General features: G+C 61.7%; 19 protein-coding genes. 13 read left to right on the top strand and 6 right to left on the bottom strand.

What is annotated here, in order from left to right; translation table 11 throughout:
- The first annotated feature begins 16 nt into the window (after window positions 1–16).
- From ACEN42_RS14050 to ACEN42_RS14035, 4 genes are all read left to right on the top strand, one after another.
- Window positions 17–679 (top strand): response regulator, encoded by a 663-nt coding sequence (locus tag ACEN42_RS14050; protein ID WP_371880246.1) that lies wholly within the window; start codon window positions 17–19, stop codon window positions 677–679.
- Complete coding sequence (locus tag ACEN42_RS14045) at window positions 654–1,484, top strand: response regulator (protein WP_371880245.1); 831 nt, start codon at window positions 654–656, stop codon at window positions 1,482–1,484. Before ACEN42_RS14050 ends, ACEN42_RS14045 begins: the two co-directional genes overlap by 26 nt.
- Window positions 1,485–1,595: 111 nt before the next feature.
- Window positions 1,596–2,246 (top strand): response regulator transcription factor, encoded by a 651-nt coding sequence (locus ACEN42_RS14040; protein ID WP_238209684.1) that lies wholly within the window; start codon window positions 1,596–1,598, stop codon window positions 2,244–2,246.
- Between the two features lie 406 nt (window positions 2,247–2,652).
- Window positions 2,653–5,817 carry an ATP-binding protein gene (locus tag ACEN42_RS14035; RefSeq protein WP_371880244.1) on the top strand — a complete coding sequence of 1,055 codons (3,165 nt, stop codon included), beginning with the start codon at window positions 2,653–2,655 and terminating at the stop codon, window positions 5,815–5,817.
- Window positions 5,818–5,848: 31 nt separating this feature from the next.
- On the opposite strand, the gene ACEN42_RS14030 is transcribed toward ACEN42_RS14035, so the two are convergent.
- Complete coding sequence (locus ACEN42_RS14030) at window positions 5,849–6,784, bottom strand: LysR family transcriptional regulator (protein ID WP_371880243.1); 936 nt, start codon at window positions 6,782–6,784, stop codon at window positions 5,849–5,851.
- Between the two features lie 441 nt (window positions 6,785–7,225).
- Between ACEN42_RS14030 and ACEN42_RS14025 the strand changes: the two genes are divergently transcribed.
- From ACEN42_RS14025 to ACEN42_RS14015, 3 genes are all read left to right on the top strand, one after another.
- A complete protein-coding gene (locus ACEN42_RS14025; RefSeq protein WP_238209691.1) occupies window positions 7,226–8,386 on the top strand; it encodes a porin in 1,161 nt (386 codons plus the stop codon).
- Window positions 8,387–8,596: 210 nt separating this feature from the next.
- Window positions 8,597–9,010, top strand: a complete 414-nt coding sequence (locus ACEN42_RS14020; protein ID WP_371881131.1) for a CHRD domain-containing protein — start codon at window positions 8,597–8,599, stop codon at window positions 9,008–9,010.
- Window positions 9,011–9,035: 25 nt separating this feature from the next.
- Window positions 9,036–9,980 carry an alpha/beta hydrolase gene (locus ACEN42_RS14015; protein WP_371880242.1) on the top strand — a complete coding sequence of 315 codons (945 nt, stop codon included), beginning with the start codon at window positions 9,036–9,038 and terminating at the stop codon, window positions 9,978–9,980.
- Here ACEN42_RS14015 and ACEN42_RS14010 read toward each other — a convergent pair.
- The gene (locus ACEN42_RS14010) at window positions 9,950–10,798 is read right to left on the bottom strand and encodes an EcsC family protein (RefSeq protein WP_187607454.1); all 849 of its coding nucleotides are present in this window, start codon (window positions 10,796–10,798) and stop codon (window positions 9,950–9,952) included. The genes ACEN42_RS14015 and ACEN42_RS14010 overlap by 31 nt on opposite strands.
- A gap of 105 nt (window positions 10,799–10,903) precedes the next feature.
- Between ACEN42_RS14010 and ACEN42_RS14005 the strand changes: the two genes are divergently transcribed.
- Both ACEN42_RS14005 and ACEN42_RS14000 read left to right on the top strand, forming a co-directional pair.
- Window positions 10,904–12,499 carry an MDR family MFS transporter gene (locus ACEN42_RS14005; protein WP_187607455.1) on the top strand — a complete coding sequence of 532 codons (1,596 nt, stop codon included), beginning with the start codon at window positions 10,904–10,906 and terminating at the stop codon, window positions 12,497–12,499.
- A gap of 17 nt (window positions 12,500–12,516) precedes the next feature.
- Window positions 12,517–12,987 carry a MarR family winged helix-turn-helix transcriptional regulator gene (locus ACEN42_RS14000; RefSeq protein WP_187607456.1) on the top strand — a complete coding sequence of 157 codons (471 nt, stop codon included), beginning with the start codon at window positions 12,517–12,519 and terminating at the stop codon, window positions 12,985–12,987.
- Here ACEN42_RS14000 and ACEN42_RS13995 read toward each other — a convergent pair.
- Window positions 12,984–14,258, bottom strand: coding sequence for an amino acid deaminase (locus ACEN42_RS13995; protein ID WP_371880241.1), 1,275 nt, complete (start codon window positions 14,256–14,258; stop codon window positions 12,984–12,986). The genes ACEN42_RS14000 and ACEN42_RS13995 overlap by 4 nt on opposite strands.
- Before the next feature lie 145 nt (window positions 14,259–14,403).
- On the opposite strand from ACEN42_RS13995, the gene ACEN42_RS13990 reads away from it, so the two are divergent.
- The 4 genes from ACEN42_RS13990 to ACEN42_RS13975 all read left to right on the top strand — a co-directional run bounded on the left by ACEN42_RS13990 (window position 14,404) and on the right by ACEN42_RS13975 (window position 18,899).
- Window positions 14,404–15,291, top strand: coding sequence for a MurR/RpiR family transcriptional regulator (locus ACEN42_RS13990; RefSeq protein ID WP_035497626.1), 888 nt, complete (start codon window positions 14,404–14,406; stop codon window positions 15,289–15,291).
- 2 nt (window positions 15,292–15,293) lie between these two features.
- The gene (locus ACEN42_RS13985) at window positions 15,294–16,778 is read left to right on the top strand and encodes an amidohydrolase family protein (RefSeq protein WP_187607458.1); all 1,485 of its coding nucleotides are present in this window, start codon (window positions 15,294–15,296) and stop codon (window positions 16,776–16,778) included.
- A gap of 31 nt (window positions 16,779–16,809) precedes the next feature.
- Complete coding sequence (locus ACEN42_RS13980) at window positions 16,810–17,190, top strand: RidA family protein (RefSeq protein ID WP_371880240.1); 381 nt, start codon at window positions 16,810–16,812, stop codon at window positions 17,188–17,190.
- A 158-nt stretch (window positions 17,191–17,348) separates the two neighbouring features.
- On the top strand, window positions 17,349–18,899 hold the full coding sequence (locus tag ACEN42_RS13975) for a trypsin-like serine protease (RefSeq protein WP_371880239.1): 1,551 nt from the start codon (window positions 17,349–17,351) through the stop codon (window positions 18,897–18,899).
- A gap of 123 nt (window positions 18,900–19,022) precedes the next feature.
- On the opposite strand, the gene queF is transcribed toward ACEN42_RS13975, so the two are convergent.
- Genes queF through ilvA form a run of 3 tightly spaced genes read right to left on the bottom strand, consistent with a single transcriptional unit; the run spans window position 19,023 to window position 22,288 of the window.
- Window positions 19,023–19,847, bottom strand: coding sequence for an NADPH-dependent 7-cyano-7-deazaguanine reductase QueF (gene queF / locus ACEN42_RS13970; RefSeq protein ID WP_371880238.1), 825 nt, complete (start codon window positions 19,845–19,847; stop codon window positions 19,023–19,025).
- Complete coding sequence (locus tag ACEN42_RS13965; protein ID WP_371880237.1) at window positions 19,844–20,758, bottom strand: 5'-nucleotidase; 915 nt, start codon at window positions 20,756–20,758, stop codon at window positions 19,844–19,846. Before ACEN42_RS13965 ends, queF begins: the two co-directional genes overlap by 4 nt.
- A gap of 6 nt (window positions 20,759–20,764) precedes the next feature.
- Entirely contained in the window at window positions 20,765–22,288 is a 1,524-nt protein-coding gene (ilvA, locus tag ACEN42_RS13960) for a threonine ammonia-lyase, biosynthetic (RefSeq protein WP_035497941.1), read from the bottom strand.
- Window positions 22,289–22,698: the final 410 nt, after the last annotated feature.

Below are 22,698 nucleotides of genomic sequence, written 5' to 3'. Positions count from 1 at the left end.
CACCAAGACCAACAACTTGAACGGGGGCCCCTTGAAGCTTCGAATCGTATTGGCTGACGATCATCCTTTCGTACTCCTAGGGATGAAAGGGCTCTTTGCCGCAGACCACGGAATGGAGGTCGTCGGCGAGGCGAATAATGCGAGCACTTTGCTGGCCGAGCTCGCCGTCACGCCATGCGACGTTTTGGTCACAGACTTTGCCATGCCCGAGCCGGGAGTCGATGCAAATGACGGCCTTCGTCTCATCCGCAAGGTGCGTCAGGAGTTCGCGGACATCAGCATCGTCGTGCTCACCAGCGTAAGCAACGTCGCGATCCTGCGCTCCATTTTGAACGCTGGCGCCATGAGCCTCGTCAGCAAGGCCGAGCCGATCGAACTCGTGGGGACGGCCGTGCGGCATGCGAGCGTCGGACGTCGCTTCGTCAGCGCGTCGTTTGTCGCCGCGCTCGCGGAGGCGGGAACGGAGACCGACTTTTCCGATGAGGAACCGCGGCTTTCTCCGCGAGAGATCGAAGTCGTTCGCTTGTTTGCCAAAGGTCATTCAATTACGGAGATCGCGAAAGAACTCGAGCGCGATGTCCGCACCGTTAGTCGTCAGAAACGCGATGCGATGAATAAGCTCGGTGTAAGAAATGACCCCGGATTGTTCGCCTTTGTTCGCGCACGCGGACTGGGATGATTATTTCGATTTGCTTTTTTCATTTCGGATGCCTCTTATGTATCTAAATGCTTCGATATCCGATGCTTCCGTTTCATTTTTGGATTCTGAGTCGAATCCGCAATACGAGAAGAGGTTTGAGTCAATGGAGTTCGGGAACGGGAGCCAAGTATTCTCGCACGCTAAACGGATAAGACTGGCGATAGCGGATGATCATCCCCTCGTCATCCTTGCAATCGAGCGTTTTGCCGGGAATTTTCCCAGTGTGGAAGTTGTAAGTCGCAACGCAAATTCGACACAGCTCGAAGAGTCGCTCGCTCGCGGCGAATGTGACGTAGCGATTATCGACTTCTTCATGCCGGGCGGGCGCTATGGCGACGGCATCGAGTTGATACAGCATATTGCGAACCGGTATCCCGAGGTCCGCATTGTCGTCCTGTCTCGCAACGACGACGCCACGGTCGTCAAACGTGCACTGCAAGCGGGCGCGCATGCGTTCCTGAGCAAAGAGGACAGACTCGACCTGATTTACGTAGCCATCGTTTCGGTCATCGCCAATGAGACTTACCTCGGACCAGGAATTCGTAGAACGCTGGCGCTGGCTGACGCCGAAAGTCACGCACGTTTCATTCGGCAGAAACTAACGAGCCGCGAACTAGAAGTGATTGAACGTTATGCGCGAGGCGCGAACGTCACAGAGATCGCCAAGGAACTCGGCCGTAGCGTGAAGACGATCAGCGCACAAAAGTGCGCGGCCATGCGAAAGCTCGATTTATCGACTGACGCTGATTTGTATCGATTTATCTCAGACAGCGGATTGATCTAGCGGATTGCGCCGCGCAGAGGGCGCGTAGTCAATCGAGGCCGGCAAGGAGACAGCGCGCAGTCGATTGACGACTGTTGCGCACCGGACCAACCTCAACAGAACGCACAAACAATGAGAACAAAAACGCTAAAAAGGGCGATTGTTGCGGACGACCATCCGGTCGTTATCAAGGGCATTCAAAGCTTCCTGGAGCGCCACGGCGCGATACGCGTGGTCGCGACTGCTCGGGACACATTGGAGCTTGCCGAAGCAGTCGATACGACACCGTGCGACTTCGTTTTCTCGGATATCGGCATGCGCGGCATCGACGGCGAAAGCAGTTCGATCGGCTTTCTCCGGCGGTTGGCGTGGCAGGAGAGTCGCCCGAAGGTCATCGTCCTCACGATGATTTCGCACACGCGAATGTTGGCGGGCCTCGTTCAACTCGGGGTGGACGGCGTAATCGACAAGCGCGACGGACTCGAATATTTACTCGATGCGATATCGGTGGTCGAGGCGGGTGGCTGCTTCCTTTCACCCTGCGTGGAGGCGGCGGTCAGGCATATGTCGGGGACGTCGCCGGCGCGCGCGGGCGTATTGAGCCGACGCGAGTGGGAAGTGTTCCAACTCTACGCGCGCGGCCTTCTGATTCAGGAAATCGCGGATCACTTCGGGCGAAGCCGCAAGACGATTGCAACGCAAAAGCGAAGCGGCATGCGCAAGCTGGGCCTCGAAAGCGAAGAGGAACTGGTTGCATATCTGCAGAAGGTCTGCCTGATCTGAAACGTCGCGGCCACCGGTCGTGCGGAATCTCGGAGCAAATTGGGACGGTTCTGATTCGATTCTGACAGGTTGCGGGTCAGACTCAACTCATTTGGTTTGACAGGCAGGCGCGAAGCACAGGGGCACTCATCCGTCGAAAACGGCGAACTGACTCCTTCGTGGGCTTGCCCAGCCGGCCAGGTAACTTTTTTGTGGCCGGAGTCGCCGTACCGAGGGGTTCGAATTGAGATTTTTGTTCGCGCGTTGTTTGCTTCTTCTCAGCTTGATAGGCATGACCGCGCCGCTGTCCAGCCAAGCGGCCGAGCCGCGTAGTCACACCAGCACGTCGCAGCTAACCGCTGACGTCCGCCCCGAACCGAAGAGCGCGGCAGTCCCGTTCAAACTCGATGAACCGGAGCGCAGTTACTTGCGGACGCTGGAGCCGATCGTCGTCGGGTTGGTCGAAGCGTCGGGCGAGTCCGCCGATGAGTCGCTTCAGCGGCCAGAAGCGCCACTGGAAGCAGTCGAGAAAATGCTCGGCGTCACGTTCAAACCGCAGCACTTCAACGATTGGGCGAAGGCCGCGTCGGCATTTCAACGGGGCGAGATCGATATGATCGTCGCGTCGAGCACGCCGGGAAAGCTGAACTATGCCATGCACTCCGAGTTACAGCCGCTCGATCTGCTGATCAGGCGAGCGTTGGCGCAATCCTCGGCGACGCAATCGGCCGCCGCGCAGACGGCTGAACCAGCCGTCTGGAGCATCACGGCATTGCGTCTGATGCCGGCGCTCATCGGCATTGCCGCAGTGTTGTTCGTCACGCTTCGCGCCTTTATTCGACTGCAACAGGAGATGAACCGACGTGTGGAAACGGAGCAGCGTCTCGGTACGCAACTCAGTTTCCAGCAAACGATGATGGAGGTGGTTCCGTATCCGCTCGTCGCGAAGGACATGCAAAACCGCTACATCACGGTGAATCGTGCCTTTGAGGAGGCGCTCGGGGTGCGGCGCGAAGACGTCATCGGGCGCACGAGTCTCGAAGTGACGGCGTGGGGCGACGCGCATAGCCGCGTGCTACACGAACTGACTAGTATGACGCTGGCCTCCGGCCAACGACATGAAGTCGAAGCGGAATTCTCCGACAACCAAGACCACCCGCGCTGCGGCCTTTTCTGGACCGGCGCGTTCACGGAGTTGAACGGAGAGCGAGCGGGTGTCGTCGGCACGATGATCGACATCACCGATATCCGCGATGCCGAAACTCGCGCGCGGCAAACCGAGCGCCGACTTCACGACGTGACGCGGTCGCTGCCAGCCGTCGTGTTTCAGTTGCGCCGCGCGAGCGACGGCACGTACAGCCTTCCCTATATTGACGGCGATACCCGGCAGTTGCTCGCTTTGGACGTCCTCGCTCTGGCCGATGATCCGATTCACGCATTGACGCGTATTCACGCCGAGGACAGCGCGCGTCTGCTCGAAGAAATCGAAACGTCGGCGCGCACGCTCGAGCCGCTGCATACCGAGTTCCGCTCGACCGTAGAGGGGATTACGCGCTGGATTCGCGCCGACCTCGTCGCGCATCGTGAAGACGATGGCGCCGTCGTATGGAGCGGCTATTGGGCCGATGCCAGCGTCGAGCATGCCCGTGCAGACGAACTCGCTCGTGCGCGGGATATCGCCGAAGCGGCATCGCGCGCGAAGGACGACTTCCTGGCCATGATGAGTCACGAAATCCGCACGCCGATGAACGGCGTTCTGGGGCTCGTCGAAGTACTCGAGAACACGTCGCTGAATTCCGATCAGTCCCAGATGCTCGGCATGATTCAGGATTCCGCGAGTGCGCTCCTGCAGATCCTGGACGATCTTCTCGACTATTCGAAGATCGAGGCCAACCGGTTGACGATCGAATCGACTCCGATCGATTTGCGCGAACTCGTGGACAGCGCCGTAGGTCTGCTTGCCGGAAGGGCGCATGAAAAGGGTCTGCGCGTGCGTGTCGACGTGGCGCCGGAAGTGGCAGCGACAGTCAGAGGCGATAGCGTGCGCCTGAGGCAGGTTCTCTTCAACGTGATGAGCAACGCGATCAAGTTCACGATCAGAGGCGATGTCGCCCTCCACGTGCGCGCGGTCGAGCAACGCGCGTCGGAACAGGTCATCGAACTGTGTGTAAAGGACACCGGCATCGGGATTGCCGCGGAGGCTCAGCAAAACCTCTTCGAGCCATTCGTGCAAGCGGAGGCTTCCACGACGCGCCGTTTCGGCGGTACCGGGCTCGGACTGACTATCTGCAATCGTCTCGTCGCGTTGATGGGCGGCACGATGAGTCTCGAAAGCGCGGTCGGCGTCGGAACTGCGATGACCGTTCGTCTCACGATGCCCGTCGAAACCTTGCGGTATCAGATCGACGGATTGCGTGGCAAGCGCGGCATCGTCGCGATCGAAGACGATCGCGTGGCGGCTGCGCTCATGCATTACGGCGAGGCGCTCGGTCTGGAGTTTCAGCGTTATACGCCCGATGAACTCGCGCGATCGGAGCCTGAGTCGCTCAAATACATCGAGATCGTCTTTCTGAGCGATACCCACACGCTCGCGTCTCCGCTCGGATCGCGCGTGATTCACGTCACCGAGAAGCCAAAGCCTACCGGGTACCGAATCCTCGAAGACGACATCCGCGTAAGCGTCAATCCGATATCGTGGCATGGGCTCGGCGCGGCTTGCGTTGCCGCATTGACCGGCATGCCGCAGATCGCATCGGGCCTCACGCTCTGCCACGAAGCGAAGATGGCGGCGCCGGACCGGGAAGACGCGCTGCGCAGCGGCAAACTCGTGCTCGTGGCCGAAGATCATCCGGTGAACCAGGAATTGATCCGCAATCAGCTTTCGCTACTCGGATTTGCTTGCGACGTCGTGCACGATGGCGCTGAGGCGCTCGCTGCGTTAGCGGACACGCGCTATGGTTTCCTGATCACGGACTGCCACATGCCGAACATGACAGGCTACGAACTCGCGCGTCGCATCCGGGCCGATGAAGTTGGCACGGCGCGCCGCCTGCCGATTCTCGGCATCACGGCGAGCACCGCGCCCGACGAGTTGCAGAAGTGCCGCGATGCGGGCATGGATGACCGTCTCGTGAAGCCGACCCGGCTCGCTACTTTGCGCGAGCATCTGAATCGCTGGTGGGTGAACGCTAGCGCCGCGTCTGAGTCTCGCACGCAATCAGCGCAAGCTCCCATCGTGCGGCCGCGCGATGACGACGAACTTGATCTGAGCGCGATGGCTCAACTCTGGGGTAGTGAAACGACAGTGAAGGCTTTGCTGGACGCGTTTGTATCGTCGTTCCGCGAAGATCTCGTGGCGCTTCGGTCGTTGCTGGATCGTGGCACGGTGGATAATCTGCGAGATTGGCATCATCGCGTCTTCGGTGCGGCCAGCGTTCTGCAGTATCGGCCGCTGCTTGCCGCACTGGAGGAATTTCGTCGCGATCTGCACGTGAAGACCCGCGACGCGCGCCGTCGCGAAGGATTTGCGCTGATCGCACGATGCGAAGAACTCGTCGAGCGTATCCACGCGCAAGGCGCCGCGATTCTTTGATCGGGCCACGCCGCGTGGTGCCGCCGTCTTCCTATTTCGGAAATGCTCCGGAATCCGCTTCGACTGATTCGCGGTCGCGGAAATAGGCCAGCGCGAAATCCACAAATGAGCGCGTCTTCGCAGGCACATGTCGGCGTCCCGGGTAGACGATCGAAACTTCCTTGTCTGCGTCCTTGAGCGTGTAGCCCGGCAGCAGGCGCACGAGTGATCCCGTTTCGATATCCTGCGTTACATAGCTCTCCGGCAGTACCGCAATGCCCATTCCGGAAAGCGCCGCTTGCCGCAACATGTGCGAGCTGTTCACTGCGTATGCCGGATCGAGCGCGACGCTTTCCTCCACACCCGATGGTCCGACAAAAGACCACGTCGATCCGTGTATGTCCGCCGACGGCGCAAGAAACTCGTGCGATGCCAGCAATGCCGGCCGGCCGGGCGCGCCGCGCCGCGAAAGATAGGCTGGCGATGCAACGAGCACTGACGCCACTTTGACCAACGGGCGGTTGATCAGCATGCCGCTGTTGACGAGATGCGGCACGACGATGCCGACGTCGAAGCCTTCCGCAACGAGATCGACCGGACGATGCAGCAGCGTCAGACGCAGCTTCACGTTCGAGTAGCGCTCCATGAATTCTCGCAGCATCGGCGTGAGTCCAAGCAACGAAAAAGACGCCGATGCCACCAGCTTGAGCGTGCCTGTGGGATCCACGGAACTGGTCCCCACCGATGCCTCTATCGCCTCGATTTGCTCGAATACCGCGCGGCAGCCTTCGGCATACGCGCGACCGGCTTCTGTCAACGAGACGCTGCGCGTCGTCCTGTTCAGCAAGCGCGTGTTGAGATGCACTTCGAGCAGCGACACGTAGCGCGTTATCACGGCGTTGGAGAGATCGAGCGCGGCGGCGGCGCGGCCGAACGACTCGGTTTCCGATACCTTCAGAAAGACGCGCATCGCTTGAAGTTGATTCATTGAGAGAGCGATGTGAGAAGCGCCTTTCGACGCTTCGAGTATGTGAATCGATGCAAGCGGCTGGATCGCAGCCTCGCGTGCGCGATTCTAGAGTGCCGTAACACGCTCGAAAATCGGAAGGTTCTGATCCGGACCCGCTGTCTCAATGCAGCCACTGTCGCATGTATGCAACTCAACGGTCCCGAGGCGCTGGCGATACACGCGTGATCTGATCTGTAAGTCCTCGTGGCCTAAGTGTTTATCCATATTGAAATTGCACTTTTCGAATTATTCAAAAAGGCTTTTGTGTTTCGTTCGGCGGTTTCTCAAAAAGACCGGGCAATAAACTTTGTCGTGCCGAATATCGGTGCTGAGCTAAACGAGCGAAGAGGCAAATTAAGCTCGACAGGCGTTCGGCCTGAAGCAACCCATCGAGTCCCACGACTCAGCAAAGGAATACGCATGAAAAAGAATTTGATCGTCACGGCCATCGCAGCTTTGGCCGCATCGTTCGCAGGCGCTGCCAACGCACAGAGCAGCGTCACGCTGTATGGTTTGGTCGACGCAGGCTTCACGTACGTGAACAACGTTCAGGCTCCGGAAGGTGCTGATCATTTCAAGAACAACTCGTTCAGCATGACGGGCAACAATGTTCAGATGAGCCGTTGGGGTCTGCGCGGTGCGGAAGACCTGGGCGGCGGCATGAAGGCGATCTTCACGTTGGAGAATGGCTTCGACGTGGCAAGCGGTTCGAGCATCGGCAGTGGCTTTAGCCGTCAGGCATTCGTCGGTCTGTCGACGAATGCAGGTACGGTGACGCTGGGTCATCAGACCGACTCCGTGGTCGACTACCTCGGCCCGCTGAGCGCGACCGGCACTTGGGGCGGCACGTACTTCGCACATCCGGGCAATCTGGATAACCTGAACGGCGATGCGTTCCGTGAAAACAACTCGATCAAGTTCCAAAGCGCGAACTACGCTGGCTTCTCGTTCAGCGGTCTGTACGGCTTCTCGAATGCCGCAGGCAGCTTCGCGGCAAACCGCGCGTACAGCATCGGTGCAGGCTACGCAAACGGCGGCCTGAAGCTCGGCGCAGCATACATGCAAGCGAACGGCATGAACACGAACGCAGGCCCGACCGCGGGTGCGATCGTTGGTGGCCCGACGACTGTGCCGAACCAAGACCTCATCTTCGCCGATCGTCAGCGCACGTTCGGTGCAGGCGGCAGCTATTCCGTCGGCGCTATGACGTTCGGTGCGATTTGGACGCAGATCCGCCAGAATGACAATGTGCCGGGCACTGGTTCGAACATCGTCAACAACTACGAAGTGAACGGTCGTTATGCTCTGACGCCGGCGCTCTCGCTTGGCGCCGCCTACACGTTCACGAACGCCAAGTTCGCGCAAGAGGAAGGCGACTCGACCCGTGTTCGCTTCCACCAGTTCGGCGTGCAGACGGACTACGCTCTGTCCAAGCGCACGGACATCTATGCTGAAGGCTTGGTGCAAATCGCCAGCGGCTTGCCGGAAGGTGTAACGCCGAACGCAGGCATCAGCGGCGTCGCCTTGTCGTCGAGCAGCCGTCAGGTTGTCGTGTCGACGGGTATCCGTCACCGCTTCTAAAGCCATCGGAGTAGTACCGAGTTTTAGCTAGCTAGAAAAAGGGCGCCGCGAGGCGCCCTTTTCGCATGTGTGCCTCTCGCGACCCAAGCGAAATGCACCCCGCATCCGGATGCTCTACCATGGCGATGCGGTCATCGCACCGAAAGACGCGCTGTCCGCCAAAACAGGAGAGGAACAATGACCTCGACATGCAGACCACATGTACGCTGGATGACCGTTCTGATGCTCGCCCTTCTCGCCTCGGGCGCCGCGCGAGCCGACACCGTCGCCCTGAAAGCCAATCTCCAGCCTTCGAGCGAAGTCCCGCCGCGCGTAAGCAAAGGCCACGGCACCGTGGACGCGACCTTCGACACCGACACCAAAGTCTTCACCTGGACCGCAACCTACGCCGAGTTATCGGGTCCCGTGACGATGGCTCATTTCCACGGCCCCGCGCCTGTCGGTCAGAACGCGAAAGTGCAGGTGCCTATCGACAAGAAAGCGCTCGCGAGCCCCATGAAAGGACAGGCGACGCTATCGGATCAGCAAGTCAGCGATCTGATGACGGGGCAGTGGTACTTCAACATCCACACGCAGGAAAATCCGACCGGCGAGATTCGTGGTCAGGTAATGCCGGCGAATTGACGCGCGCAGGCGGGAACGATCGACGATGAGCTGGCAAAGCGCCCTGGCTTGCTGGGCAGTCCGCATGCGCATGCGTCCGCACAGCGCGAAGCCCGAACTCGACGTCGAATTGGCGCGAAGTTATGCATCCCGTCGAATCTGGTCGCCGCGCGTGCCGAAAGGCTGGCGGCTCGATATCCGCGAGACGAGCGACGAAGGCGCACCACGCGGCGAATGGCTCACACCGCCGACGAATCCACGCGCAACCATTCTCTATCTGCATGGCGGCGGATATTACTTCTGCTCGCCGCGCAGCCATCGCGCGATCACGTTCGGATTAGCCACGCGGTCAAATGCGAGTGTCTTTTCGCTCGATTACCGTCTTGCGCCCGAACATCGCTTTCCTGCGGCGCTCGACGATAGCGTCGCCGCATACCGTCGATTGCTCGGAGACGGCGTTTCCGCGCAATCAATTGCGATAGCAGGAGACTCGGCCGGCGGCGGTCTCGCGCTCGCGACGCTCCTCGCGCTACGCGACGCGGGCGATCCGCTTCCCGCAGCCGCAGTGCTGTTCTCGCCGTGGACCGATCTGACCTGTAGCGGCGAGTCGATGCGGACCAACGACGGCCGCGATCCGATGTATCACGCGTCGGTATTTCCTCTGGTGGCCGCGCAGTATCTGGGCGCAGCCGATGCGCGAAATCCCTACGCATCGCCCGTATTCGGCGAGTTCGAAGGCTTGCCGCCGCTGTTGATTCAGGTCGGCGACACCGAACTCTTGCTGGATGATTCGACTCGCATCGCGACGAAAGCGCGCGCGGCTGGCGTGCGTATCGAGCTGGATATCTGGCGCAACGTTCCGCATATCTTCCAGATTTGGGCGCCGTTCATGCCCGAAGCACGCGATGCCCTCGCGCGCGCCGCCGCGTTCATCGGCGGCGCAATCTCCGCGCCCCGGGCTCATCTTCCGCCCATGACCTCGATCGTCTGATAGGCCCGCTCGACGGCCGATGCGCCATAGCGCCGCTCCAGCCTGCGCACGGTGAAATGTCCATGCGCCATCTGCTGAAAGTGGTCGATGAACACCGTGTTGACCATCGCGCCGAGCACCGCGCCGATCGCCGGAATCGACTTCGCGGCCACCTGTTCGCTGACCTGCACCGAGAACCTCGACGCGATCGTCTGCAAGAATTTGAGCAGCGCCGTCGATCCATGACTGCCGAGTCCCTTCGCGGCGATTTCGTTGGTCGCGCGCGAAACCGACTGCGCGAGCGCGCCGCGCACGATGAAATAGCCGATATCGGCGTTGTCATCGCTGGCTTTGGCGCCGCCCATGCCGAGCACCATCATGCATTGCAATTGAGTCTCCACGCGATGCACGTCCTCGCCCTCGCTACGCGCGATATCGCAGATCGAGCGGAACATCAGCGTGGTCGTCACCGGCAATTCGACCGGCAGTGCGAACAGCCCGAACGCGCCGCCCGCCGCGCCGGTCGTCGCGACGGCCAGCTTGTGCATCAGGTTGTGCGGCTTGTCGGGCGGCGGCGCGAGCAGCGAATCGGACGGCGCGCTCTTGCCGATCGTGCGCAGCGCGAGCTGGAGGCACTTTTTCAGCGCGAGTTGCGTCGCTTCATCGACTTTGTCCTGCGCGGCGGCCGGCATGCGTCCCATCAGCTTTTCGATGGGCGCGCCGACGACGCTCGCCAGCTTCATCGTCAGCGACGGACTTTCCAGGGCTTCCTTCGCGCGGGTCAGGGCCGCGAAATCTTCGGTCGTGAGCGGCGAGGTAATGATCGGCGTCGGTTCCATGCGATGTCTTCTGTCCGGTAAATGGTGAATTGCCACGAAAATTAGAGTGCCTCACCGTGCTATGATTCCATTTCCGTTGACTAGTCAATTATTGCGCTTACAAAAATGGCCGTTCACACAGCCGCGCATCATTCCAGCGGACAGGTTCTGCCTTTCCGCGAATCCCTCATGGCGATGCTGGGCGTCTCGTTCGTCACGATGCTCGTCGCGCTCGATCAAACGGTGGTCGGCACCGCGCTGCCGACGATCGTCGCCGAGCTTAAAGGCTTCGATCTCTACGCGTGGGTCGCCACGTCGTATCTCCTGACTTCCGTCATCACCGTGCCGATTTTCGGCCGGCTCGGCGATTACTACGGCCGCAAGCCCTTCGTGATCGCGTCGATCGTCGTGTTCACCGTCGCGTCCGTGCTCTGCGGCCTCGCCAACAGCATGATGTTCCTCGTGCTCGCGCGCGGGTTGCAGGGCATCGGCGGCGGGATGCTCGTCGGCACTGCTTTCGCGTGCATCGCCGATCTCTTTCCCGACAACGTCGTGCGCCTGCGCTGGCAAGTGCTGATGAGCTCGGCGTTCGGCATCGCCAACGCGGTCGGACCGACGCTCGGCGGTTTTCTCACGCAATACTACGGCTGGCGCTCGGTGTTTTACGTGAATCTGCCGGTGGGCGTGGTCTCGCTCTTTTTCGTGTGGCGCTTTCTGCCGCATCTGCGCCACGTTGCGCATGAAGGCAAGATGCGCCTCGACTGGCCCGGCGCCGTACTCATCGCGGTGGCGCTCGGCGCATTGCAATTGTTCGTCGAAATGCTGCCGAAGCATGGCGTCAGCGCTGAGAGCGTCGCGCTGCTCGCGATGAGCGTCGCTGCCGGCATCGCGCTGTGGAAGTGGGAAATGCGCTGCGACTACGCGATTCTGCCCGTCGACATGTTCCGCAACAAGGCGCTCGCCGCGCTCTTCACGCTCGCGATTCTCGGTGGCTTCACGATGTTCTCGCTGCTGTTCTATGCGCCGTTGCTGTTTCAGGGCGGCTTCGGCATGTCGCCTAAGGACGCGGGCATCGTGATCACGCCGCTTGTCGTGTTCATCACGATCGGCAGCATCGTGAACGGGCGCATCGTCACGCGTCTGAAGAACGCCAATCTGATGCTGTATGTCGGCTTCGCGTTGCTCGCCGTGTCGTGTCTGGGTATCGTCGTCGCCACACACAACATGCCGCGCTCGATGTTGCTCGCGATCATGGTGCTCGGCGGCCTGGGCCTCGGCTTCGTGATGCCGAATCTCACCGTGTTCGCGCAGCAGACGGCAGGGCGCGCGCATCTCGGAATCGCGACCGCGTTGCTGCAATCGCTGCGCATGATCGGCGGGATGATCGGCACCGCGCTCACGGGTACGCTCGTGAGTCATCTGTACGCGAGCGGCGTGAATCTCGCGCTCGAACGAGATCACGCGCTGCGCTGGGCCGGCGATCTCTCCGATCCGCAGATTCTCATCAACCGCGAAGGACAGCAGGCGCTGCTTTCGCAACTGACTGCCGCTGGACACAACGGCGCGATGTTGCTCGAAGCCGCGCGCGAGGCGCTGGTCGCGGCGATTCACATCGGCCTGGCGCTGGCGGCGCTGGTCGCGGTGGTGTCGCTGTGGCAGTCGCGCCGCGTGCCGCCGGTGCGCCTGAAAGGGCCGCAGGAACCCGTCATCCTCGCCGAATGACTACGGAAATCGAAAGCATGAATGAACAGGACCGTATCGCCGTGGTGCAGCAGTTCGGGCGCACGTATCGCGCGTTCATGTCGGCGTTCGAAGCGGCCGTCGGCCAGCCGATGCCGCGCTGGCGCATTCTGCTCGCGTTGCACGAGCACGCGGGCGTGCTGTCGCAGAAGCGACTCGTCGAACGTCTGAAGGTGGACCCGGGCGCGCTGACGCGGCAACTGAAGACGCTGGAAGGACTCGGCTGGATCGTGCGCAGCGTCGATGCACGCGACAATCGCGTATCGAACGTCACGTTGACGGCGCAAGGGCGCGCGATGGCCGAAGAGAGCCTGCCGCGTCGCAACGCGTTTCTGCACGACACGATGGCGTCGCTGCCCGATGAGGCGATCGAAGCGTTGTCGAGCGCGCTTCACATGTTCGAGCGACGCATTCAGGAAGTAGCGGCCGCGAATGCGTCACAAGCGGCCGCCGTCGAAGAAAAAGCTTAAAAGAACGTTTCGATCACTTCGGTGACGCGATACTTCGGATCGACGACGAGCACCTGACGCCACTTATCGAAGGTCAGGCATGGGTGCGAGATGTCGAACGCAATCATGTCGCCGACCTTCACGTCGTCGCCCGGCTTGATCCGCAAGTACGCGTGCTGGTCCATCAGGCCGAAAATCTCCCAGCCTTCGTCGGGCGAAACGTCGCGCGGCGCTTCATTGCCCGGACGATAATGCTTCGCCGGCTCGGGCATGCCCGCATCGAACGCGGAGTCGCGCTTGCCGAGCCCGATGATCGCGCGATCCGGCTCGGGAATCGACTGCACGTACGCCCACAACTGCAGCGCCGGCTTCAAACCTTGCCCCATCTTTTTCGCGATCGGATTGCGCGCGAAGATCTCGTTCTGCGCCTTCTTGTAGATGCCGACGTCATGCGTCAGATAGCAGCCCGGGCGCAGCACGACTTCGATCGCGTCGCTGTTGGCCTTCGCGAATTCGTCAGCGACGACGTCGTACCACGCCGATCCCGCGCCCGAGAGAATCGCGGGCTTGCGCGCGATCTTGCCTTCCGCGATCAGCTTGCGCGTCGTATCGACGGCGCTTTGCAGGAACTCGCGAACTTTCGTTTCGTCCTGCAGCACGCCTTCATACAATTCGATGCCCGCGAGTTCGATCGTGCCCTGCCAGCGCGCGATCGCGGCGAGCACGGCATCGCGCTGCGCGTCGTCGCGCACGCCGGTGCGTCCGCCCGGCACGCCGAGCTCGATCAGCACGTTCAGCTTCTTGCGCACCGAGCTGAAGAATTCGCCGAGCTGATCGACGCCATCGGCTGAATCGACCAGACAGAAAAACTCGAAATTCGGATCGGTGAGCAACTCGGCGATCATGCCCATGTTGCGTTTGCCGACGAGCTGATTCGCCATCAGGATGCGATGCACGCCGCCGCGATACGCCGCGCGCACCTGATGCGCGGTCGCGAGCGTGATGCCCCACGCGCCGGCGTCAAGCTGACGGCGAAAGAGCTGCGGCGCCATCGTCGTCTTGCCGTGCGGCGCGAGCTTCACGCCGTACTCGCCGACGAATGCCTGCATCCACTTCAGGTTGTGCTCGATGCGATCGGAATAGAGCACGGCGGCGGGCAGACTCACGTCCTCTTCGAGCAGACTCCATTGCAGGCGCGACGCGTCGTTCAACTGGATGCTCGTGCCCGGCACCATGCCGAGACCCTTGCCGAACGGGTCGATCGTCGCGTTCTGATAGTTTGTAACTTTCATGTGCTACTACTCCATCGTCCGTTTAAATAAGCCCTGTGCACGACTCGATGCGCATCAGAGTTGACGGTGCTATGTTAACCAAAGTAGCATCCGCGATGGAAATGTTATTTAGTAACACGGCCATCACGTAAACCCGCAACCCGATATGAACGGCCACGCCGACATGCTCAGTTTCGACATCGTCGCACGCATCGCGGAGCGCGCGCCCGAGTTGCGCAGCGCCGAGCGCAAGGTCGCCGCGCTGATTCTCGACGATCTGACGGGCGCATCGCGCGCGAGCATCGGCGCGCTGGCCGACAAGGCGGAAGTGAGCATCGCCACCGTGACGCGTTTCGCGAAGGCGGTCGGCTGCGTGGACGTGCGCGAACTGAAGCTGCGGCTCGCGCAGGCGGCCGCGGTAGGTCAGCGCTTCCTGAAGCGCGAGCCGGATGCCGTGCCCGATTCGCTCGCCGCGCGCATCTTCGAGGAAGTGCAGGCGACGCTGGCGCAGAATCAGGGCGCGCTTGCCGCGTCGCCGATCGCCGAAGCCGCGGACGCGCTCGCCGCGGCATCGATGATCTACGTGTTCGGCATGGGCGGCGGCTCGACCGCGCTCGCCGATGAAATGCGCTTTCGTCTCGTGCGGCTCGGCCGGCCGGTCGCGTCGTATCAGGATGGGCTGTTGCAGCGAATGGTCGCGTCGACGTTATCGAAGGAACATGTCGTGGTGGCGCTATCGGTGACGGGACAGACACCGGAGATGGTCGAAAGCTGTCAGCTCGCGAAGCAGTACGGCGCGCGCGTGATCGCGCTCACCGCGCCCGCGTCGCCGCTGGGCGCGCTCGCGGACTGGCTGATTCCGGTGATCGCGATCGAATCCGACTTCATTTACAAACCGTCGTCGTCCCGCTACGCGATGATGATGGCGCTCGATTTGCTCGTCACCGAACTGGCGGTCAAGCAGGCCGACCACAGCCGCGAACTGTTGCGCCGCATGAAACACGCGCTCGATTCGCATCGCGGCGGCGGCGAGCGTCAACCCTTGGGAGACTGATCATGGAATCGTTGAAAGCCGACACGCTGATCGTCGGCGCGCGCCTGATCGACGGCACGGGCGCGCCCGCCGTCGAACGCGATGTCGCCGTGCGCGACGGGCGCATCGTCGCGATCGTTGCGCCGGGCGGCCTGTCCGGCTGGAGCGCCGACGAAACCTTCGACGCCGAGGGCAAAGTACTCGCGCCCGGTTTCATCGACGTCCATACGCACGACGACACGCACGTGATCCGCTCGCCGCAGATGATGCCGAAGATCACGCAGGGCGTGACGACGGTGATTGTCGGCAATTGCGGGATCAGCGCGTCGCCGGTGACGCTGAAGGGCGATCCGCCCGATCCGATGAACCTGCTCGGCGATGCCGCCGCGTTCAAGTATCCGACCTTCGCCGCGTATGTCGATGCGGTCAACGAAGCCCGTCCGGCGGTGAATGTCGGCGCGCTGATCGGGCATACGGCGCTGCGCAACAATCATATGGACCGGCTGGATCGCGCGGCCAGCGGGGATGAAGTCGCGGGCATGCGCGCGCAGCTCGAAGAAGCGCTGGATAACGGCGCGCTCGGCTTGTCGAGCGGGCTCGCGTACGGATCGGCGTTCAGCGCGCCGCCGGAGGAAGTGCAGGCGCTGGCCGAGCCGCTGGCCAAAGCGGGCGCGCTCTACACAACGCACATGCGCACCGAATTCGACGCGATTCTCGATGCGATGGACGAGGCGTATCGCGTCGGCCGTCATGCGCGCGTGCCGGTGGTGATTTCGCATCTGAAGTGCGCGGGGCCGTCGAACTGGGGGCGCAGCACGGAAGTGCTGAAGTCGATCGAGACGACGCGCGACGGCCAGCCGGTCGGCTGCGATTGTTACCCGTACAACCGCAGTTCGTCGACACTCGATCTGAAGCAGGTGACCGGCGATATCGACATCACGATCACATGGTCGACGCCGCATCCAGAAATGGCGGGCAAGCTGATCCGCGAAGTCGCCGACGAATGGAAAGTCAGCCAGCAGGAAGCGGCGAAGCGCCTGCAGCCGGCGGGCGCGGTGTATCACAACATGTCGGAAGACGACGTGCGGCGCATCCTCTCGCATCCCGCGACGATGATCGGCTCGGATGGCTTGCCGAACGATCCGCTGCCGCATCCGCGTTTGTGGGGCGCGTTTCCGCGCGTGCTCGGCCATTACGCGCGCGATACGGCGTTAATGCCGCTCGAAGAAGCCGTGCGCAAGATGACGAGTCTGACGGCGCGGCGTTTCAGTTTGGCCGAGCGCGGCGAGGTGAAGGTCGGATATCACGCGGATCTGGTCGTGTTCGATCCGGAGCGTGTGCGCGATGCCGCGACGTTCGCGAAGCCGCAGCAGGCGGCCGACGGCATCGACGCGGTTTGGGTAAATGGCGTTTTGACGTATCGCGAGCAAGCCGTGACCGGCGCGCGCGCGGGACGTTTCGTGGCGCGCGGCGCGGCATCGAAGCTCGATGCGCAGGGCGCGTTTTGAATTCTTGGGTTATTGAAAAAGGAGCAGGACGATGAAGCGTTATGGCGTGGAAGGTGGCAAGGGACAAGGCGGCGCGCACATGCCGTTCGCACGCGCGGTTCAGGCGGATGGCTGGCTGTTCGTGTCGGGCCAGACGCCGATGGAAAACGGCGAGGTGATCAACGGCGGCATCGTCGAGCAATCGCACAAGGCGATTCAGAACGTGATCGCGATTCTGAAGGAAGCGGGTTACGGCACGGAAGATGTCGTGCGCTGTGGCGTGTGGCTGGACGATCCGCGCGATTTCGCGTCGTTCAACAAGGTGTTCAAGGAGTACTTCGGCGCGAATCCGCCGGCGCGGGCTTGTGTGGTGTCGTCGATGGTGATCGACTGCAAGGTCGAGGTGGATTGCGTGGCTTATAAGAAGCCCTGAACTGCTGAGCGCGTGTTCCGGCTTTTCGAAGGCGGAACACGCGTGCACTGCCCCTATGATTCGACGTTCTTTCTGATGCCACGCGTTGGTCTTGCGTCGTCATTTAAGAATTTGTCAGCGGATTTTTTCAGCACCTCAGCGGTATTCTTCATCTCTCGGTGAATTTTGATGTTCATCGGGGAACTTCCATAAAAAATTTTGGCATCCTGAGTAATCAGGCCGTCAAACGACTTGATGTGGTGATTAATCAAGTCCAAAAAAAGAGAAAATCAGGAATGAAGAAGAAAATCTGGAGCGCTGGGCTGGCCGCGCTGGGGATTTGCTCGTCGGCACAAGCTTTGTATATCGATGAGGCAACCTTCAAATCTTACGGCGGCGATGTATCGAACGTAGCGAACAGCATCAAGACGCACAACAACACATTGCGCTCGTTCAGTTACCAGGCGCCGTGGAGCGGCGTCGGTGATCTTGGCGGATGCACCGGAACGTGGCTCGGCGACAAGGCTGGCTGGAGTTACATCCTGACCGCCGCGCATTGCTCCGGGTATTCCGCAACCGAAACCTCGGTCAACAGGACGTTCACGGCGCCGGGTGGACGCGTGATCGCATCGGGCCAGGGCACCGCTTATGTACCGCCGCAGCGCGTCAACATACCGCAAGGCCTGGGCGGCGCGTCGACCGATATCGCCATTCTGAAATTGCCTTCACGCAATCCATTGCTCGACGCCGCGGGCAGGCCCCTCGAGCGGCCTATTCTGAACGATGCGATGGATGAACAGGGCCGCGACGTCATCTACGTCGGTTACGGGGCTTGGGGTGTGGGCATGCAAGACAATGGTTTCTGGCCGCAGGACGGCGAGCGGCGCCTGTATGGCCGCAGTCGGATCGATCGCGTCTTCGAGTCGGACTACGGAATCGGCGCGGCGTACCAGCCAGTCGGGCCTTCACCGAGTTGGGCGCGCGTTGCGTCGGGCGACAGTGGATCGGCCGCGTGGCAGATTCGCGACGGCAAGGCGGTGATCGTCGGGGCGATCAATACCTACAGCGAATATGTCTCGAATGCCGCGCGCGTTTCGAAATGGGCGGGCTGGATCAAGTCGGTCTATCCGGACGCGCGCTTCCTGTCGAGCGAACAGCCGGAAGGCTGCATCGTCAGCCTCAATACGGGTGCGCGGTATTGCTTGCCGGTGGGGGCTTCGTCGGGCTACTCGCTACCTTCGTGGATCTACGCGAACGATGTCTACGTCGATGCCTCACCGGGCGCCGCGGTCACGCTTTCGGATTGGGACAACCTTTCCTACGCCCGGGTCGCGAACTTTATCGGGACTGTGGAGAACAGTGGGCTGAAAAGCGTGAAGGCGGCGAACGGGCAAATGCTCGATTTCTCGCAACCGCGTTCCATGGCTGTCGTGCGCGATACGACACCGGTCGGTTGTATCGTCAGCCTGACGAGCGCCGCGAAGTATTGTTTGCCCGCGGGGCAGCGGTCGGGTTACGCGCTGCCCGCCTGGATCTATGCGCAGGAAGTGCAGGTGGAAGCTCCGCCGGGACTTGGGGTGATGCTATCGGACTGGGACAACCTTTCGTATAACCGGGTTGCGACGTTTCCCGGCCTGGTCCAGAACTGGGATCTGAAAAAGGCAAGAGCATGGAACGGTGAGGACTTGGACTTCTCGCGGCCAAGGTCGATGCGAGTCGTTCAGCAGTAACACCGGATTGGCGACGGGCCACGCGGTGCGCGCCGAGATGCGCGCTGGCTGCGTGGCCCGAAGCGGTGGCGCGCTAACGATCGCGAATCACGCTACCTACCCCTTGGCCAAGCCGTCGCAGAATTACTGCCGCGCGAGCCGCGCATTATCCGGCATCGGCAGATTAAAGTTCGTCCGAAACGGATTGATATCCAGCCCGCCACGCCGCGTATAACGCGCATACACCGCAAGCCGCTCCGGCTTGCATTCCCGCATGATGTCCATGAAGATGCGTTCCACGCATTGCTCATGAAACCCGGTATGTCCGCGGTACGAAACGATATACCGCAACAACCCCGCATGATCGATCTGCCCGCCGTAATAACGGATCTGCACGCTGCCCCAATCCGGTTGTCCCGTCACCGGGCAATTCGATTTCAACAGATTCGAGAACAGCGTTTCATCCGTCGGCGCTTCGTCATGAGTCGCCTTCAGCAAGGAAGGATCGGGCGAGAAAACATCGCAATCGAGATCGAGACGGTCCAGCGACAAACCCTCGAATTCCTCCATCGCCAGCTTGCCGAAGTCGCCCGGCGCCGCGAGCTGCACCGACACCGTCGCGCCACAGATCGCGGACACATCGCGCTTGATGGCGGCGCGCACATCGTCGATGGAATCGAACTGCGTCTGCGCGAACGAGCCAAGATACAGCTTGAACGACTTCGACTCCACGATATTCGGCGAGTCCGCCGGCACGAAGAACGTCGCGACCGCGATCTGCGGCTTGCCGCGCCGGTTCAGCCACGACAATTCATAGGCGTTCCAGATATCCGTGCCGAAGAACGGCAGCCGCGCAGGCACGCCGATCGAATCGCGCGCGCGCTTGCGGTCGATCGGGAACAGCAGCGATGCGTCGTACTGTTCGGTGTAGTGGACGGGCTTGCCGAGCGGAGATTGGTCGGGTGTCATGATGCGTTCGCAATGCCGCTGAGAACGTGCCCCGTCGCAGTGACGACGCGAGCCGATTCGCAGTGGCGAAATTGATCGTCGAAGAAAAAATCGGGCTCGAATTCACGCAGGAATTCGCCCTTGTCGAGGCCACCGAGAAACATCGCTTCGTCGATTTCGATGTCCCAGGCCATCAGCGTGCGGATCGCGCGTTCGTGTGCGGGCGCGGAGCGCGCGGTGACGAGCGCGGTGCGGATGTGCATCGGCGAGCGGCTTTCGTTGTCGTCGGCGATGCGCTGCAGCTTGTTCAACGCCGCCAGCAGCGGCTTCAATGGTCCGCCGGGAAGCGGCGAATCCTTCTTCTGCGTCTCGTGGCCGACGAACGCGCCGAGCCCCTCGCTTTGAAACACGCGCTCGGCTTCGTCGGAGAACAGAACGGCGTCGCCATCGAACGCGATGCGAATCTCGTCCGCATAACGGCTCGCGGCGCGCGGCGTTTCCGGCAGCACGCGCGCAGCGGGAAAACCGGCGGCGAGCGCGTCGCGCACATCGTCCGGATTCGCCGACAAAAACAGCGACGCACGCAGCGGCTTCAGATACGCGAACGGCGAACGGCCGCGCGTGAACACGCCACGCTCGATCGCGAGACCATGTTCTCGGCACGAATGAAACGCGCGCAGACCGCTGATCGGATCGCTGCGCGAAAGAATCACCACTTCCACGCGCTGCTCGTCCGCGTTCAGCGCGAGCAGCTTGCGGATCAGCCCGAACGCGACGCCCGGTTTCGCGGGCGTCTCCAGCCGCGAGCGTTGCAACGCTTCGTATTGCGCGAGATCGCCCGTCTCGAAGACGCGGTTCTCTTCCTCGAAATCGAAGAGCGCGCGCGACGAAATCGCGACGACGAGCTTGTCTTCGAGCGTGAACTTCGGCATCGCCGCTTACGCCAGGAACAGCTTGTACACCGGGTTCGCGCCTTCGTCCCACCACGGATAGCCGAGCGTCGCGAGGAAGCGCTCGAACTCCGCGTTGTCCGACTGCGGCACCTGAATGCCGACGAGAATCGAGCTATAGTCCGCGCCCTGATTGCGATAGTGGAAGAGGCTGATGTTCCATTCCGGCGCCATCGACGACAGGAATTTCATCAGCGCACCCGGGCGCTCCGGGAATTCGAAGCGAAGCAGGCGTTCGTCCTGCGCGAGCGGCGAACGGCCGCCGACCATGTAGCGGATGTGCTGCTTCGAGAGTTCATCGTGGGACAGATCGACGGTCGCGAAACCATGCTCGATGAACGACGTCATCATCTGCGCCGTTTCCTTGCGCGACTTGATCTGCACGCCGACAAAGATATGCGCCGCGCTCTGATCGGCGATGCGGTAGTTGAACTCCGTCACGCTGCGTGTGCCGACGAGCTCGCAGAAGCGCCTGAAGCTGCCGCGCTCTTCGGGAATCGTCACGGCGAACACGGCTTCGCGCGCCTCGCCGACTTCCGCGCGCTCCGCGACGAAGCGCATGCGGTCGAAATTCATGTTCGCGCCCGACGTCACGGCGACGAGCGTCTTGCCTTCGATGCCTTCGCGTTCCGCATAAAGCTTCGCGCCCGCGACGGCGAGCGAACCGGCCGGTTCCAGCACGCTGCGGGTGTCCTGGAACACGTCCTTGATCGCGGCGCAGAGTGCGTCGGAATCGACGGTGACGACTTCATCGAGCAGTTCGTTGCACAGCCGGAATGTTTCCTCGCCGACGAGCTTCACCGCCGTGCCGTCCGAAAACAGGCCGACTTCGCTCAACGTGATGCGCTCGCCCGCTTCGATCGACTTCGCCATCGCGCAGGAATCCTCGGTCTGCACGCCGATCACCTTGATCTCCGGCCGCACCGCCTTGATGTACGCCGCGACGCCCGCCGCGAGTCCGCCTCCGCCGATCGGCACGAAGATCGCGTGAATCGGAGCCTGGTGCTGGCGCAGGATTTCCATCGCGATGGTGCCTTGTCCGGCGATCACGTCAGGATCGTCGAACGGATGCACGAAAGTCAGGCCGCGCTCTTCCTGAAGCTGCACCGCGCGCGCATAGGCGTCGCTGTACGACTCGCCCGCCAGCACCACTTCGACAGTCGGCCCGCCGTGCGCGCGGATCGCGTCGATCTTGACTTGCGGTGTCGTGGTCGGCACGGCGATCACCGCGCGGCAGCCGAGACGCGCCGCCGACAGCGCCACGCCCTGCGCATGATTGCCCGCCGACGCCGTGATCACGCCGCGCGCGAGTTCGTCCGCCGACAGATTCGCCATCTTGTTGTACGCGCCGCGAATCTTGAAGGAGAACACCGGCTGGTTGTCCTCGCGCTTCAGGAACACGGAATTGCGCAGACGCGCCGACAGGATGCGCGCGGGTTCGAGCTCGCTCTCCCGCGCGACGTCGTACACGCGCGCGGTCAGCACTTTCTTCAGGTAGTCGGGATGTGTCATGCGAGGAATCGTCACGCGGCAATGGTGCGCGCGGTTTTTTGAGGGCGAAAGCATCAATCATAGCGCCAACCGCGCGCTTTCCGGGCACGCCATGCGTTTCGACCGTCCGGACGGTCGTGCAAAACAGCGTCGAAAATGACACGAACGCGTCGCGAATGCGCACGCAAATGCCCCTTCTCGCTGCTAGCAACCGCGAACGCGCGCCACCGCGATGGGTTAGAATTTCCTTTTACGAATCAGCAATCAGGATCGGCAGATGCACCGGCAGCTTCGGATCGATTTTTGGGCGCATGTCTCCCGCGCGTCGCACCCGGCGGCCGAGCGGCATGCGCGCCACGCGCGATCGTGGCGTTGATCCAGGGCACATCGAAGGCGCCGTGAATGGAGTTCACCTCGCTGAGTTCCGCGCT

The sequence above is a fragment of the Caballeronia sp. S22 genome (assembly GCF_964261745.1).
In the GTDB taxonomy this organism is placed as follows: Bacteria; Pseudomonadota; Gammaproteobacteria; order Burkholderiales; family Burkholderiaceae; genus Caballeronia; species Caballeronia jiangsuensis.
Note: the sequence above shows the minus strand (reverse complement) of the source record. Positions and strands in the feature narration are given on the sequence as shown.